At 38.7% G+C, this 16,005-nt stretch carries 13 protein-coding genes; 10 read left to right on the forward strand and 3 right to left on the reverse strand.

Annotation, left to right across the window (positions count from 1 at the left end; genetic code table 11):
- The 8 genes from EQG61_RS12485 (at position 1) to EQG61_RS12520 (ending at position 9,166) form a co-directional block, all read left to right on the forward strand.
- Complete coding sequence (locus tag EQG61_RS12485; protein WP_129462282.1) at positions 1-891, forward strand: phosphatidate cytidylyltransferase; 891 nt, start codon at positions 1-3, stop codon at positions 889-891.
- Positions 881-1,534 carry a phosphatidylserine decarboxylase family protein gene (locus tag EQG61_RS12490; RefSeq protein WP_129462283.1) on the forward strand — a complete coding sequence of 218 codons (654 nt, stop codon included), beginning with the start codon at positions 881-883 and terminating at the stop codon, positions 1,532-1,534. The genes EQG61_RS12485 and EQG61_RS12490 overlap by 11 nt, the downstream gene beginning before the upstream one ends.
- Positions 1,534-1,806 carry an acyl-CoA-binding protein gene (locus tag EQG61_RS12495; protein WP_129462284.1) on the forward strand — a complete coding sequence of 91 codons (273 nt, stop codon included), beginning with the start codon at positions 1,534-1,536 and terminating at the stop codon, positions 1,804-1,806. The genes EQG61_RS12490 and EQG61_RS12495 overlap by 1 nt, the downstream gene beginning before the upstream one ends.
- A gap of 6 nt (positions 1,807-1,812) precedes the next feature.
- Complete coding sequence (locus EQG61_RS12500; protein WP_129462285.1) at positions 1,813-2,580, forward strand: superoxide dismutase; 768 nt, start codon at positions 1,813-1,815, stop codon at positions 2,578-2,580.
- A 197-nt stretch (positions 2,581-2,777) separates the two neighbouring features.
- On the forward strand, positions 2,778-3,965 hold the full coding sequence (locus tag EQG61_RS12505; protein ID WP_206733889.1) for an FIST signal transduction protein: 1,188 nt from the start codon (positions 2,778-2,780) through the stop codon (positions 3,963-3,965).
- Between the two features lie 17 nt (positions 3,966-3,982).
- The gene (locus EQG61_RS12510) at positions 3,983-6,487 is read left to right on the forward strand and encodes a PAS domain-containing sensor histidine kinase (RefSeq protein ID WP_129462286.1); all 2,505 of its coding nucleotides are present in this window, start codon (positions 3,983-3,985) and stop codon (positions 6,485-6,487) included.
- A gap of 22 nt (positions 6,488-6,509) precedes the next feature.
- A complete protein-coding gene (locus EQG61_RS12515; RefSeq protein ID WP_129462287.1) occupies positions 6,510-6,893 on the forward strand; it encodes a response regulator in 384 nt (127 codons plus the stop codon).
- Positions 6,894-6,940: 47 nt separating this feature from the next.
- Positions 6,941-9,166 carry a M20/M25/M40 family metallo-hydrolase gene (locus EQG61_RS12520; protein WP_129462288.1) on the forward strand — a complete coding sequence of 742 codons (2,226 nt, stop codon included), beginning with the start codon at positions 6,941-6,943 and terminating at the stop codon, positions 9,164-9,166.
- Positions 9,167-9,214: 48 nt separating this feature from the next.
- Here the strand turns inward: EQG61_RS12520 and EQG61_RS12525 are convergent, their stop codons facing one another.
- Complete coding sequence (locus tag EQG61_RS12525; RefSeq protein WP_164974936.1) at positions 9,215-11,842, reverse strand: valine--tRNA ligase; 2,628 nt, start codon at positions 11,840-11,842, stop codon at positions 9,215-9,217.
- Positions 11,843-12,118: 276 nt separating this feature from the next.
- Between EQG61_RS12525 and EQG61_RS12530 the strand changes: the two genes are divergently transcribed.
- The gene (locus EQG61_RS12530) at positions 12,119-12,556 is read left to right on the forward strand and encodes a DUF1573 domain-containing protein (RefSeq protein ID WP_129462289.1); all 438 of its coding nucleotides are present in this window, start codon (positions 12,119-12,121) and stop codon (positions 12,554-12,556) included.
- A 27-nt stretch (positions 12,557-12,583) separates the two neighbouring features.
- Here the strand turns inward: EQG61_RS12530 and EQG61_RS12535 are convergent, their stop codons facing one another.
- Positions 12,584-13,924: an aspartyl protease family protein gene (locus EQG61_RS12535; protein ID WP_129462290.1), complete on the reverse strand. Its 1,341-nt coding sequence runs from the start codon at positions 13,922-13,924 to the stop codon at positions 12,584-12,586.
- 104 nt (positions 13,925-14,028) lie between these two features.
- Between EQG61_RS12535 and EQG61_RS12540 the strand changes: the two genes are divergently transcribed.
- A complete protein-coding gene (locus tag EQG61_RS12540; RefSeq protein ID WP_129462291.1) occupies positions 14,029-15,225 on the forward strand; it encodes a pyridoxal phosphate-dependent aminotransferase in 1,197 nt (398 codons plus the stop codon).
- Between the two features lie 529 nt (positions 15,226-15,754).
- Here the strand turns inward: EQG61_RS12540 and EQG61_RS12545 are convergent.
- Positions 15,755-16,005: T9SS type B sorting domain-containing protein (locus tag EQG61_RS12545; RefSeq protein WP_164974937.1), on the reverse strand; the 251-nt coding region annotated here is incomplete at its 5' end.

The following is a 16,005-nucleotide window of genomic DNA, read 5'->3' on the forward strand; positions in this document are numbered from 1 at the left end:
ATGAATGAAACAGTAAAACGGGCCCTTTCGGGTACAGTTTATATCGTGCTTTTATTGGCCTCAATTCTGTATTCAACCGAAAGCTTTTTCCTTTTGTTTGGAATTTTCCTTCTGATTGCCATTTTTGAGTTTTCAAACTTAATTCAGGTCCGTAAAATCATCCCTTTGATTTCGGGTTTACTGATATATGGCGGAATTACTTTGATCAGCCATTACCGTAAAGAAACTACTGCATTTTTGAGTTCGATAACACAAAAAGAAGTTGCAATTACTATAAACAACACAACATTAGATTGGGTTTTATTAGTCGTAACACTTGTCGTTTCAATCAAATGCATCCTTTTTTTATTCTACGATTCCATTCAATCTGTAAGTACTTCCTCCAAGTACATCTACCTTTTGGGTTATATCATTTTACCTTTTATTTTTATCACAAAAATTTCGTTTGGGGTAAAAGAATACAATCCGAAAATTATCATCGGACTTTTTATTCTCATTTGGACTAACGACACCTTTGCGTATATCGTTGGAAAATCTATCGGGAAACACAAATTATTAGAACGTATTTCTCCCAAAAAGACCATTGAAGGATTTTTAGGCGGTATTGTATTTGCGATTTTCGCCGGATTCTTAATTTCGAAATTCTTTATTCAAGCTTCACCGAAGTTCAGTCAAAAGTCAATTATGATTTGGTGTAGTATCGCACTAATCGTGGGAGTTATGGGCACCATTGGTGATTTAATCGAATCCAAATTCAAGCGAATTGCTGGAGTGAAAGACAGCGGAAAAATAATGCCCGGTCACGGAGGTATTTTGGATCGCTTAGATAGTGTTATATTTGTAGCACCTTTTGTATTTTTGTTTTATCAAATTTTATATTATGTTTCATAAAGAAGGAGCTAAAATCATCCTGATTTCTACGTTTAGCTTTACAGTGTTATTGCTGGCATCCTCGCATTTTATCAGCAATTTTTGGATTTTAAAAACCGTTCAAATTCTATTGCTGTTTATGCTTATTATGGTTTTGCAATTCTTCCGCAATCCCAAGCGTCATTTAGAAGTCAATGATTACCAAATTACAGCTCCAGTAGATGGAAAAGTAGTGGTAATTGAAGAAGTTTACGAAGCAGAATATTTTAAAGATAAGCGCTTACAAGTTTCTATCTTTATGTCCCCTATCAATGTTCACGTTACACGGTATTGTACCAGCGGTAAAGTGAAATTTAGCAAATACCACCCTGGAAAATACTTAGTGGCATGGGATCCCAAATCCAGTACAGAAAATGAGCGTACAACGGTAGTGATTGAAAATCGCATTTTTGGCGAAATCTTGTACCGTCAAATTGCAGGTGCACTTGCCAAACGCATTGTGAATTATGCCGAAGAAGGCATGGTGGTTCGACAAGGTGCAGATGCAGGTTTTATCAAATTTGGTTCGCGCGTTGACATTTATTTACCTTTAGGTACTGAGGTAAATGTCAAGTTGGGTCAGAAAACAATCGGTAACCAAACAATTATTGCAATTAAAAAATAATGGACAATCGAAACATAGACGAACGTTTTGATGAGGCAGTAGATATTGCCAATACCATGTCACAGGCTGAACTCCCTCAGGATGTGCAATTGCGTCTCTATGCCTTGTATAAACAATCAACCTTGGGAAGGGCCAACCATCGTTTTGTCTTTCCTCAAGATCTGCGGAATGCCTTTAAAATGAATGCTTGGATCCAAATCAATCATCTAACTCAAGACGAAGCCAAAGAACAATATATTGAAGCCATTTTAAGTCTCGCTAAAAAGAAATAATTGATTATGAAAAAGTTAGAACTTGGAATTACACTGATTGCACTATTAGTACTGAGTTCGTGCAAACAAAAAAAATACAATGAAGTAGTTGAAGTACCGCTTCCTACCAAAGAACAAAAGGTTATTTTGGGAGATCCTGATGATGTAAAGGCTAACGAAGGAGCTTTTGAATTAGTCAAACTAACTTTCAAATACGATGCTTTACAACCCAATATCGATGCGTTTACGCTTGAAATGCATTATTCCAAACACTATTTATCCCATACGAACAACCTCAATCAATTATTGGCTGGAACCGAAATGGAATCCTTGCCCATTGTTGACATTATAAAGAAAGCTGACCTATCCAATGAGGAACTTCGCTATAATTTAGGCGGCTATTACAACCATAGTTTGTATTTTGAAATTTTGACGCCCAAATCACAAGGTCAGCCCAAAGACACCTTGGCGCAAGCCATTAATAAAGATTTTGGATCTTTTGATGCTTTCAAAACACAATTCGCAGATTCGGCAAACAAGCAATTTGGCTCTGGATGGACTTGGTTAATCGTCGATCGCGCTGGAAAACTTCAAATCACTTCTACTCCCAATCAAGACAATCCAATAATGCCTAAAGCTGTGGTTCCAGGCATACCAATTTTAGGTATTGATGTTTGGGAACACGCGTATTACTTGGAATACCAATACAAACGCAAAAAATATATCGATAACTTTTTCAATTGCGTGAATTGGGATAAAGTGGCTGAAAAGTATGAAGAAGCCTTATCAAAATAAAATTTCTTTCGTCGAAAGGTATTTCACTTTTACCGACAGCTATTTCGCATTAATCGATTAAAAAAAAACTTCTACAGCTTAGTCCGTACTTTTAATATTGAAATCAGACTAAACGCAACAAACTGCTTGACAACACATTAACACAGCAGGAATTGTTCAGAGGCGTTCTGATTATTTATTACTAAAAAGTTCGCACTATGTTACAATTTTACTCGGCTTCCACACGTATCGTCAACACCAAAAGAAGTGTAAGTGAATGTCTTGAAATCGCGCTTCAAGATGTCACAGAATCCCCTTCTGTATTGCTCTTTAATGCTTCTGTTGGGCATGATTTCAACGAAATGGTTGACTATGCAAAATCACTTCAACCCAACGCGCAAATCCTTGCCGCCTCTTGTTGTGGGGTGGTTGGTCGAGAAGGTGTTAGTGAATCCATGAAAGACATGGCTTTGATGGCCATAACAGGTAATGATTTTGCCATTGCAGGTAGTTCTCAAATCTTTGGTTATAACTCTTATGAAGAATGCCGGAAAATGGCGATTCAATTGAAAGAACAAAAAGAAGGAATCAATATGCTTTACTTTTTGGCTTCGGGAATTGATATTAATAATACGGAATGTATTCGAGCATTTGAAGAAATTCTTGGCGCAGAGGTAACCATCTTTGGGGCTACGTCATCGGATAATATGAAAGGTTATGTGAGTTACCAATCTTTTGGAAATGAAGTAATGGAACACGGCGCTTTTGCCTTAGCCTTCTGTGACCCAACATTATCAATTGACACTCAAGCTACCCATGGCTTTTTAGCAATCGGCGAACCCTTAACCGTAACCAAATCGCATGACAATATTATAGAAGAGTTGGATGGAAAACCAGCTTGGCCAACCTTTTTAGCACGTTTGGGTTTACCAGAAACCGCAGAATGTGGCAATTCTATTCCCGTCGGTGCATTAGCTGAAGTCTTATCCAAAAGTGATGCGAAAGAATATGGTAACCGACATCTCCTTCGGGTAGTTACTAAACATGAAGGTGATGCTATTTTTTATGCAACATCTTGTCCAGTAGGCACACAGCTATGGCTGACTGTTCGTGATGAGGAGCGAATTTTTACCGAAATGGATCGAATGGTGAATGCAATGATCGAAAGAGCACAAGGAAAAAAACCTATTGCTGTATTTCATGCGGATTGTTTGGCCCGCGGTCGTTACTTAACTAATCGAGTATTAAAAGAAGAACTGGTGCATCAAATGCAAACGCCATTCTATTCCGATGGTGTTTGTCCTCCTTGGCTTGGAATGTATGGATTTGGGGAATTTGCCCGACTGAATGGAAAAAATACGTACCACAATTACACTACAGCCTTATATGTAATCTACCGCGACTAACACAGCCCCAAATTACCATGAACCACAAGAATCAACAACTATTACAAAGCGCTTATGACGAACTCCAACAGCGAGTGACGCGCTTTTCTGCTGTGGAACAAAAATTAAAAGATACACAAGATCAATTGGATCATGAATTGTCCTTGTATAAACGATTATCACACTTTAATTCTACTGCTTTACAATTAAATAATGCTAATTCCATTAATCAATTAGCGGTAGAAACAATTGTTGATATTTTAGAAGTGGAAGCGGCAATCTTGTGTGTTAAAGATTGCAGTACTGGAAGCAAATCGGTACATACAGAAGGTATTCCCAATACCGACATTACAAAATTTGAATTTTACACGGTTGCGGAATTTGTGGATATCACAGATAATCCAACCAAAGTAAAATTTGTGGATGAAACATTTTTTAGTCAGATTCCTGAATTAAATGCTTATGCAAAAGGAGCCTTACTCATTTTGTCCGATGAAAAAGCGGCCATTGAAATCGGACTATTAGGACTCATTAGTAAACAGAAAGCACCATTATTTAGAACTTTTTGCAGTAATCAAGAAACCATTTTTCAAATTTTTGGGCAACAATTTTTATCCCTCTCAAGTAGTCATATCCAAAACACTAAAATTCAAAATCAATTGAATGAAATTAACATTTCTAAAATTGAATTGACAAAACTATCCTTGATTGCACGCAACACCAACAATAATGTTGTTATTGCCAATGCGCATGGTGAAGTAGAATGGGTAAATGATTCCTTTATCAAAACTACAGGCTATGAATTGGATGAAATCCGTGGAAGAAAACCCAAAGATTTTCTAAAAAGAGATGTACAATCTGAAGAAGAACATAATCGACTTATCAAAGCATTACAAGAGAAAAAAAATGTGACTGTTGAACTTATCAACTACACCAAATCGGGTGTTCCTTACTACAATCACATTGAAATTATTCCTGTTTTTGATGATGAAGGAAATCATATCAATTTCATTTCGGTTCAAAAAGATGTAACCCATGAAGTCAAAGCCCGCAATGAAATATTAAAAATCAATAAACGATTTGAAACCATTGCCGAAAAATCTCAAATTGGGATTTGGGAATGGGAAACGTCTACCCAACAAACCATTTGGAATTCTATTTTAGAAAAGCAACTGGGAATTACACGAAATATTTTACCTGAAGACTTCTATACCTATTGGAAATCCTGCTTACATCCTGAGGATAAATACGGTGTTTTTGAAAATTTACACGACTTTATAAATTCTAACGAAATATTGTTGGAATATGAATATCGAATTATTCGCAAAAACGACTTTAAAATTCGGTATATCAATTCACTTGTCATCGCAGAACGAAATGCCAAAGGTGAAATTGTCAAATTGATTGGTAGCAATCTCGATATTACCGAAAAACATGAAGCCGAAGTTAAAGTTGAAAATTTAAAACAATATTACGAAAGTCTCTTCCATCATTCGCCATCTCAAAAAATTGTGTTGGATAGTCAATTGAATATTTCCTTTATCAACAATTCGTTTTTAAAATACCAACCCGAATGGGAGTCATTCATTGGCAAAAACATGCTTGACTTAACCCAACAGCCCATGGGACGGCAACAATTAAAAAACCTGCGCCGTTTGGTTCAAAAAGTTTCCGATGCCATCGATTTTAAAAAATTAATCCACTATAGCGATACCTTTTTTACACCTACGGATAAACAAATGTATCGTCTAGTCAATGTGTTCCCTTATTTCATTGGAAATGATCTACAGTATGTTATTATCAATGCCGTGGATATTTCTGAATTGAAAAAAACACAAAAAACCATTGTCACCAAAAATCAGGAATTGCAAAAACTCAACAATGAATTGGACAATTTCGTTTATCGCGTTTCCCATGATTTACGCGGGCCGCTTCTTTCCATTAAAGGTTTGGTGAATTTGATTTTAAGTGTAGAAGAATTGGATGATAATTTGCAAGAATACATACATTTGATTGACACCAGTGCGACGCGCTTGGATGGAACTATTCAAGAAATTTTGGAATTCTCTAGAAATGCCCGATTAGAAATTCACCGGGAAACATTCAATGTTCGTGAAATGGTTCAAAGCATATTTGATGATTTACGATTTACTTTTGAAGACCATCTAACCATGACGTATGAAAGCAGTTGTGGGGATATGATCTTTACTGACAAATACCGTTTATCTACGCTATTAAAGAACATTATCGGGAATGCAGTAAAATACCGCCAAACCTCTGACAATGAATCTTTTGTCAATTTCAGTCTAGCAGAAACAGATCAAAAATATATCATCACCGTTGAAGACAATGGTGAAGGGATTGCTGAAGAAAATATTGGTAAAATTTTCAAAATGTTTTATCGGGGTTCCAATACCGGAATTGGCACAGGACTAGGACTTTACATCTGTAAAGAAATCGTCGAAAAATTAGGCGGCAGCCTAGAAGTAGTATCCGAATTTGGAAAAGGTTCAAAATTTATGATTACACTTTCCAAAAAATAATTAACTTTATAAGAAAAAACTTATGTTTTGTATTTTGATTGATGATGACGCGATTTTTAACTACATTCATGAAAAAACGATTCGTACGCTTTGTCCTGAATGTAACGTAAAATCGTTCTTGTCCAGTCGGCAAGCTTTGGAATTTGTCGTTCAAAATGCTATCGAAAACCCCAATCAACAAGCTTGGATGTTTTTAGATATCAATATGCCCGAATTCAATGGCTTTGAATTTTTAGATAAACTACAAAATAGAGCTCCCGATTACATGGATAATAATAATATATTCATATTGACTTCATCGTTGAACGAAAAAGATAAGAAGAAAGCAGCTTTATATCCTGCCCTTAAAGGCTATTTAGAAAAACCGTTAAATCGTGAACAATTGGCTGAAATTTTAGATAAATAGCCCAAAACCTTTTTTGAAAAGCTAGTATATTTGAAAAAAAATATACCATGCAAAAAGTATACATGAGTTGGGCTATTGTCCTTCTATCATTAACTGCGTTTTCACAAGAAACACATCTAAAGAACATAACCAAATTAACCTTTGGGGGCGATAATGCTGAAGCCTATTTCAGTCCGAACGGCTCTATGCTCACACTCCAAGTCACCAATAAAGAGCTAGGCGCTTCTTGTGACCAGATTTATACCCTAAATCTAAACGAGAAAACCTTCTCGCCCCAAAGTTTGAAGCGGATTTCCAATGGCAAAGGACGCACCACTTGCTCCTATTTTATGCCGGATGGCCAACATATCATTTTTGCCTCTACACATGGATCACAAAATGAATGTCCGCCGCCACCCAAACCGCGTGATGGAAAATACCTTTGGGCTATTTATCCCGAATTTGATTTGTACATCGCCGACTTAAACGGAAATATCGTCAAACAATTAACGAATTCACCCGGTTATGATGCCGAAGCGGTAGTGTCTCCCGATGGTAAGAAAATTGCCTTCACCTCTACCCGCTCGGGCGACTTAGAATTGTGGACCATGGATATTGATGGATCCAATTTAAAACAGGTAACTTATGGCTTAGGCTATGATGGTGGTAGCTTTTTCTCACACGATAGCAAAAAATTAGTTTTTAGAGCTTCTCGCCCTAAAACGGAAGAAGCAATAGCCGAATATAAATCATTACTGCAAGAAAATGTAGTGGCTCCCACCGAAATGGAAATCTATACCTGCAATATAGATGGCTCCGATCTAAAACAAATCACCCACTTGGGTAAAGCCAATTGGGCTCCGTTTTTTCATCCTTCCGATCAAAAAATTATCTTTTCCTCCAATCATCATGCTACGCGGGGTTATGATTTTCAATTGTATATGATTGACGTGGATGGTTCTCACCTGAAACAAATCACGTTTGAAAGTGAATTCAATGCCTTCCCCATGTTTTCTCCCGATGGAAAAAAATTGGTTTTTTCCAGTAATCGCCAGCAACAAGCCGCGCGGGAAACCAATGTGTTCATCGCCGATTGGGTGGATATTGACCCAGCAGAATATGTAGACGAAGTGGCTGCCAAAAAACACATTAGCTATTTGGCTTCTGATGAATTGAAGGGCCGACTAGCCGGTTCAAAAGAAGAACAAAAAGCGGCAAAATATTTAAATGACGAATTTAAGAAGTTGGGACTAAAACCCTATCAAGGGAAATCGTATTCCATTCCTTTTGAATACAAATACAAACTCAACCCAAAAGATTCGTTGAATCCGCAGGAAGTATCTATAAAAGCAAATAATGTTGTCGCGTTTTTGGATAACAAAGCAGCTAAAGCCATCGTAATCGGTGCCCATTATGATCATTTAGGCGTCAACGAACATGGGAATTCGACCAAAATGAATTCAAAAGGTGAAATCCATAATGGTGCAGATGATAATGCTTCGGGAGTTGCCGGCGTATTGGAATTAGCGCGCATGCTTTCGCAAAATAAAACCACTGAAAAAGCCAATTATATTTTTGCTTTATTTTCAGGAGAAGAAGACGGACTCATCGGTTCGAAAGCTCTGTCCGAAGTAATCAAAACCCAAACGCCCAACACCGTTGCCATGATAAATATGGACATGATTGGTCGCTTAAACGATTCCAAAGATTTGGTGGTGGGTGGCACTGGAACCTGTCCCGAATTTCCAAAAATGATTGAACGCAACAAACCCGCCGGTTTCCATGTAACCCAAGATGAAAGTGGAACGGGGCCAACGGATCACACATCGTTTTATCTAAAGGACATGGCCGTTTTAAACTTTTTTACCGGTACCCACAACGATTACCACAAACCTTCCGATGATGAAGATAAAATTAACTATTATGGGGTTAAAAATGTCATCGAATATGTAGCGCGTTGTGTGCATGATTTATCGAATTTAGAGAAGATCGAATTCACTAAGACCAAAGCCAACGCTGGCAAAACACGCCCGAAATACAAAGTAACCATGGGCATTATGCCGGATTATACCGAACATCCCGATGGCTTACACGTAGATGGTGTAACCGACAACCGTCCCGCACAAAAAGCAGGTATTCAAGAAGGCGACGTGATTACAAAAATTGGAACTCTCGTTATCAAAGATGTTTACGGATATATGGAAGCCTTGGCCAAAATCAATCCCGGTGATGAAGTTGAAGTGGTTTTTACCCGAAATGGTGCTGCTCAAACGGTGAAAGTAAAATTTGAATAAAACAAAAAAGGAGCTGATTAGCTCCTTTTTTTATGGTAAAATTTTCTATTATTTCAAACCGGCCAAACTGGCTTCTAGGGTTGCAATTTTAGCCAACGCATCGGCTTCTTTTTTGCGTTCCATTTCGATTACTTTCTCAGGTGCACCGGCCACAAACTTCTCGTTGGATAACTTGGCTTGAACCGATTTCAAAAAGCCTTTGGTGTATTCCAACTCAGTCGCTAACTTTTCAATTTCAGCCGCTACATCAATATTTCCAGTAATTGGGATAAAATATTCGTTGGATTTCACGCGATACGATAAGGCGCCGTCTACTTTGTCGTTAACATATTCAATAGCACCTACATTTCCTAATTTCGCCACAATAGCGTCAAAAACAGTAGAAGCCTTTTCTTTGTTGACTACCTTCAAATCGATACTGTCTTTAAACGGAATATTTTTATCTTTTCGAATGGTACGAATCCCCGAAATAACTTCAGTTGCAAAATCAAAGTCGGCTACCATTTTTTCATCATAAGACGAAGCCTTTGGCCATTCAGCAATAATCAACGCATCTTCAGCAGAGCGCTCTTTGATGTGTTGCCAAATCTCCTCGGTCAAAAACGGCATAAACGGATGCAACAATTTTAAATTGGCCTCCAAAATAGCAATGGCTTTGTCAAATGTAGTGCGGTCTATCGGCTGTTGATATCCCGGCTTAATCATTTCCAAGAACCAGGAACAGAAATCGTCCCAGAACAATTTGTAAATGGCCATCAACGCATCGGAAATACGGTATTTATCAAAGTTGTCTTCAATTTCGACTAAGGTATGTTGCAATTTGGCTTCGTACCATTCAATTGCCACTTTTGAGGCTTCCGGTTGCGGAATATCCGCCACTTCCCATCCTTTGATGAGTCGGAACGCATTCCAAATTTTATTGGCAAACGCTTTCCCTTGTTGGCACAACTCTTCGTCAAAAAGAATATCATTTCCTGCAGAAGCACTCAACAACAATCCGACACGAACACCATCGGCTCCGAAACGTTCAATTAAATCCAAGGGATCGGGTGAATTCCCTAAAGATTTAGACATTTTACGACCCAATTTATCGCGAACCAATCCGGTTAAATACACGTTGGTAAACGGTTTTGCCTCGGCATATTCATAACCTGCAATGATCATACGCGCCACCCAGAAAAACAAAATATCCGGACCCGTAACCAAATCATTGGTTGGATAATAGTATTTATAGTCTTCGTTATTGGGATCTAATATTCCGCCGAAAACGGCAATAGGCCATAACCAAGAAGAGAACCACGTATCCAATGCATCATCGTCTTGACGTAAATCGGATGCCGTTAAATTGGCATTTCCTGTTTTAACTTTGGCTAATTCAACTGCCTTTTCTGCGGTTTCGGCCACTACGAAATCTTCTTTTCCATCGCCGTAGTAGTACGCCGGAATCTGTTGGCCCCACCACAATTGACGCGAGATATTCCAATCCCGGATGTTCTCTAACCAATGGCGGTAGGTATTGTTAAAACGACTAGGATATAACTTTACTTCTTCGGTTTCTAAAACTGCTTTGATGGCGGGTTTAACCAACTCGTCCATACGCAAAAACCATTGATCAGAAAGTCGGGGTTCGATCACCGCTTTGGTACGCTCTGAAGTTCCCACTTTATTGATATGGTTTTCAGTTTTAACTAAGGCACCAATGGATTCCAACTCCACAGCAATTTCATCACGCACAACAAAACGGTCTTTGCCGGCATAATGTAGACCGAAACTATTTAAACTCGCATCTTCGTTGAAGATGTCGATGATTTCTAATTGGTGGCGTTCGCCCAATTCTTTATCGTTAACATCGTGTGCGGGCGTTACTTTTAAGCAGCCTGTTCCAAACTCAGGATCAACATAGTCGTCAAAAATGATTGGAATGACGCGGTTACAAATGGGCACAATGGCTTTTTTACCGCGCAAATGCTGGTAGCGTTCATCTTCGGGATGAATACAAATCGCGGTGTCACCCAAAATGGTTTCCGGACGCGTAGTTGCGATGGTTACATATTCGTAAGAACCTTCTATTTGATAGCGCAAGTGGTACAATTTCCCGTTGCGTTCTTCATAGATTACTTCTTCGTCAGAAAGGGTTGTTTTGGCTTCGGGATCCCAATTCACCATGCGGTAACCGCGGTAAATCATTCCTTTGTTGTACAAATCCACAAACGAATGAATCACAGACGCTGACATGTCGGGATCCATGGTAAATTTTGTCCGACTCCAGTCGCAAGAACAGCCCAATTGCTTTAATTGTTCCAAGATGGTACCGCCGTATTTTTCGGTCCAATCCCAGGCGTGTTTTAAGAACTCCTCACGAGACAAATCATTCTTATTAATTCCTTCGCTCTTCAACTTTGCTACTACTTTAGCTTCCGTTGCAATAGAGGCGTGATCGGTACCGGGCACCCAACAGGCGTTGAATCCTTTTAAACGCGCTCTGCGAATGAGAACGTCTTGAATGGTATTGTTGAGCATATGACCCATGTGCAAAATTCCGGTGACGTTGGGTGGCGGAATTACGATGGTATACGGCTTACGATGGTCCGGTTTGGAAGTGAAGTAATCGTTCTTCATCCAATAGTTGTACCACTTTTGTTCGACGTCTTTGGCGTTGTACTGAGCTGGAATCATGAGTCAAGGGTTAATTAATTATATGAAATAAAAACAAAAGCGCCGCTATTAGCCCCGATAGAGCCGATATCCTCGAAGCGAAGCGGAGAGATAAAGGCGAAAGCGGGAGGATACTGGAAAAGAACACGGTAGATCTGCTCCAAAACATCCAAAAATTTTGGTATGCTTTTTGTTTCTGTGCCTGCAAAAGTACTGAAAATAGTACGTTACGAAAAATTTAAGATTTAAAATTTTGTACCCTAAATGAAAGTAGTAACTTTACACAAAATGCGAATTATGAAACGAATTTTACTTGCAGTTGTGCTTATGCTTACAGGAATTGTAAGTGCGCAAACCGGACCAAAAATTGTGTTTAAAGACAAGGACAACACCGTAGATTATGGAACGGTGTCAAAAGATACGGATAGTGGCGAACGCGTATTTGAATTTACGAATACAGGGGATCAACCGCTTATCATTAAAAATGTACAATCGACCTGTGGATGTACGGTGCCAAGCAAACCCGAACAACCGATTATGCCTGGAAAAACGGGTGAAATCAAAGTGAAATACAACATGAATCCCGGTCCCATTCGCAAAACCATCACGGTTGAAACCAATGCGGTGAATGTGGAAGGCGGCATGGTAGCCCTGAAAATTAAAGGAGAGGTAATTGTGAAAAACGAACCCAATCCGCTGGAAAAGAAAACCAATTTGTTGATGAACAAATCGTAATAGTGAGCCCGAATCTTCGGGCTTTTTTTATGGCAATAAATCTTTGAGAACCAAGGTGACCCGATACGGCTTACCACTGCGTTCGAGTTCCAAATCAATGGACTTTCCGTCTTGCATCTTAAAGTACCCATTAATTTGATCTAAGGACATATTTTTACAATCTTTCCCCTCTATTTTAAGGAGCTGGTCTCCAATTTTAACACCCTGAATTTCGGCAGGTGAATCTTTTCGTACATTCATGACAAAATAAATGGGTTTGAGATCAAAATGTACTTTGATATTCGAACTCACACGTTGTCCCCCACTATTAAATTGGTATTGGGGATTAACCGATTTTCTTGCGTCTTCATCATATTCTTCGGCTACCCATTGCATCCCTTGGTGCTGTATTTCTATTCCGGACATATTGTATTGAAATGGGGTATCAAAAAGGGAATTAGGACGCAAATAAACCCGTTGATTGGGATAATCCCAAATCATGTGAAAGCGTTTTAAGGTTTCATTTCCCAGTGAGCCATTTCGCTTTTCAATACCAAGTAGCATTCGCACATAAGTGGAATCAGGAAAAGAAACAATGGGTCGATTGATTTTAAAATCACCTATTGTCATTGACGGTAATCGACCGCGCTTCCCGTAAATTTCACCACTCATACCTTTCCCCAAATAATCAACAATTGATGATTCAGGAATGCACCGAACGTTGGGATACGATTCATGAATGAACCACGCGGGATCGGTATTACCTGTATCCAACAGTTGAAAAGCCGTTTCTTGAGTAGTTTCAAATTGAACATTTATGTTCATGTACGGCTTATTTTGAATTAATGTAAGGGGGATTTCTTGAAACTTTTCTTTACGTCTGTGTAGTTTTTGAGCTGCTTTAGCAATCTTGATCGTATGATTAACATAATTAATACGGACTGTATAATTTTTAAAAAAATCATAGCCTAAAATACCGTGAATAGGTATACCGATAGAAGTGGAAATATTGATATCTTGATCCAAAACCAAATAAATTTTATGGTTCAAATCAACATAATCTCCAATTCGAACCTCATTATCTGTAGAGCAAAAAGCTTCAATTGCCTCTTTATTTCCTATTCCCCATATTTTAATTTTTGCTAAATCTTTAAACTCAATATTTTCAGCATCTTCCAAACTAAAAAGTACTGTACCGTCCACTCCTGTATCCAACACGAAATTCAGTTTGACTCCATTCATTTCAACGGGAATAATTATTAAATTATTGATCCATTTGAAATCAATGGTTGTCTTCTGACGTGTATTTTGTATCGTAAAACCTTGTTGTGCCAAAAGTAAGTTGGGCAGGAAGAATAGTAAGTAAAATATCTTCAGGCAACGAATCATCAATTTTTTCTTTAAAATTACAAAATGAGTCGCTATTTTATCAATAGAATAGTAAAATTAACGCTGAAAAATTTGCAAATTTGCAACGCTAAATAAATGAAACCATGCCAAACGTATCGCATAAAGGCAAATCCATGCCGGAATCACCCATTCGTAAATTAGTTCCCTACGCAGATATTGCAAAGAAAAAAGGGGTAAAAGTATACCATTTAAACATTGGTCAACCCGATATCAAAACACCTGATGTTGCGCTCAATGCTGTGAAAAACGCAGACATTCGTGTTTTGGAATACAGTCATTCGGCCGGATTTGAAAGTTACCGCACAAAATTATCGCAATACTATAAAAACCACGGTTTACCTGTAGAATCACAAGATATTATAATTACGACTGGAGGTTCGGAAGCGTTGTTGTTTGCTATTGGTAGCACCATGGATGCCGGTGACGAAATCATTATTCCCGAACCTTTTTATGCGAATTACAACGGATTTGCAACCGCTTCTGGAGTTACGGTTGTACCCGTAATTTCGACCCTTGAAGAAGGTTTTGCCCTTCCTCCTATTGCTGCTTTTGAAAAATTAATTACGCCCAAAACAAAAGCCATCTTAATCTGTAATCCAGGAAATCCAACTGGTTATCTCTATTCCAAAGAAGAAATTCAACAATTGGCCGAAATCGTAAAAAAACACGATTTGTTCTTAATTGCAGATGAAGTGTACCGCGAGTTCATTTATGACGAAGGCGTGCAGCATCATTCCGTTTTGAATGTAGCTGGAATCGAAGAGAATGCGATTATGATTGATTCGGTTTCCAAACGCTATAGTATGTGTGGCGCCCGTATCGGTTGTATTGTTTCAAAAAATAAGGAAGTAATGAGCACCGCGATGAAATTCGCCCAAGCGCGTTTGAGTCCGCCCACCTACGCACAAATCGCTAGTGAAGCGGCTTTGGAAACGCCTCAATCGTATTTTGATGAAGTGATCGAAGAATACAAAGAGCGTCGCGATATTTTAGTAGCCGGATTAGAAAAAATTGAGGGTGTAAAAGTAGCCACTCCAAAAGGTGCCTTTTATTGTATCGCCCAACTTCCTGTTGCCAATGCCGATGATTTTGCACAATGGTTATTGGAGTCTTTCGACCATAATGGTGAAACCGTAATGGTGGCACCGGCGGCCGGATTTTACTCCACGCCTGGGGTCGGACTCGATGAAGTGCGCATCGCCTATGTTTTGAAAAAAGAAGACCTTAAGCGAGCCATCGAAGTCTTAGAAGCCGCTTTAATCGCATATAACGCAAAGTAATTTTTCACACAATAAAGTTCAAACCTGCATCTTCCTGGTGCAGGTTTTTTTTATTTTACCCCATTGACACATAGCCACATTTACAAATTGTCTCATTAATTAGGGCGCTTCCCCTCGCACACTTCCCTGCAAAAGAAAAAGTAATTACTACTCGGGGTCGGGTCGTCCGTTGCAATCTTGCCTCCGCTACGCTCCGTCAAGGATTTCCACTTCCACCCCTAGCGCGTTAAGAATTATAAATTTTAAATTTTAAATGATGAATTATTAATCCGATTAAACGTGATGTTTTTACTTTTTTAGAAACAAGAAGAAAGAAGAGAGAAGCAAGAAGAAAGAGGGGTACCCGTTCATGGAGAATCCCTGCTAAATAGTCCAAACATTATCGGAACAACACCTTGTGAAACATCGTGAAAACCTAGTGCCCCATTGTGCTCCAAAACATTTAAAATTTATAATAATAAAAAAAGCTGCCCATTCCTGAGCAGCTTTTATATCTAAAGTCTAACGTCTAACGTCTAACGTCTAAAGTCTATCTTTTCAACGAGAAATGCGCCTTAAACTCTTTCATCACTCCGCCTTCATCATATTCTACCTTAAACCAATAATCGGTTGATGGAGCTAAATAGCCGTTGTAGGTACCATCCCAACCCAGAGAAGACGGACTAATTTGCTTGATGAGTTTGCCGTAGCGGTCAAAGATGTAAATCTTCGCGGTGGTGTTTTGCAACCCAACAATATTCCACGTATCGTGAATACCGTCCCCATTCGGAGTGAAGTAAT

It is taken from the genome of Flavobacterium stagni, assembly GCF_004122105.1.
GTDB classification, from domain to species: domain Bacteria; phylum Bacteroidota; class Bacteroidia; order Flavobacteriales; family Flavobacteriaceae; genus Flavobacterium; species Flavobacterium stagni.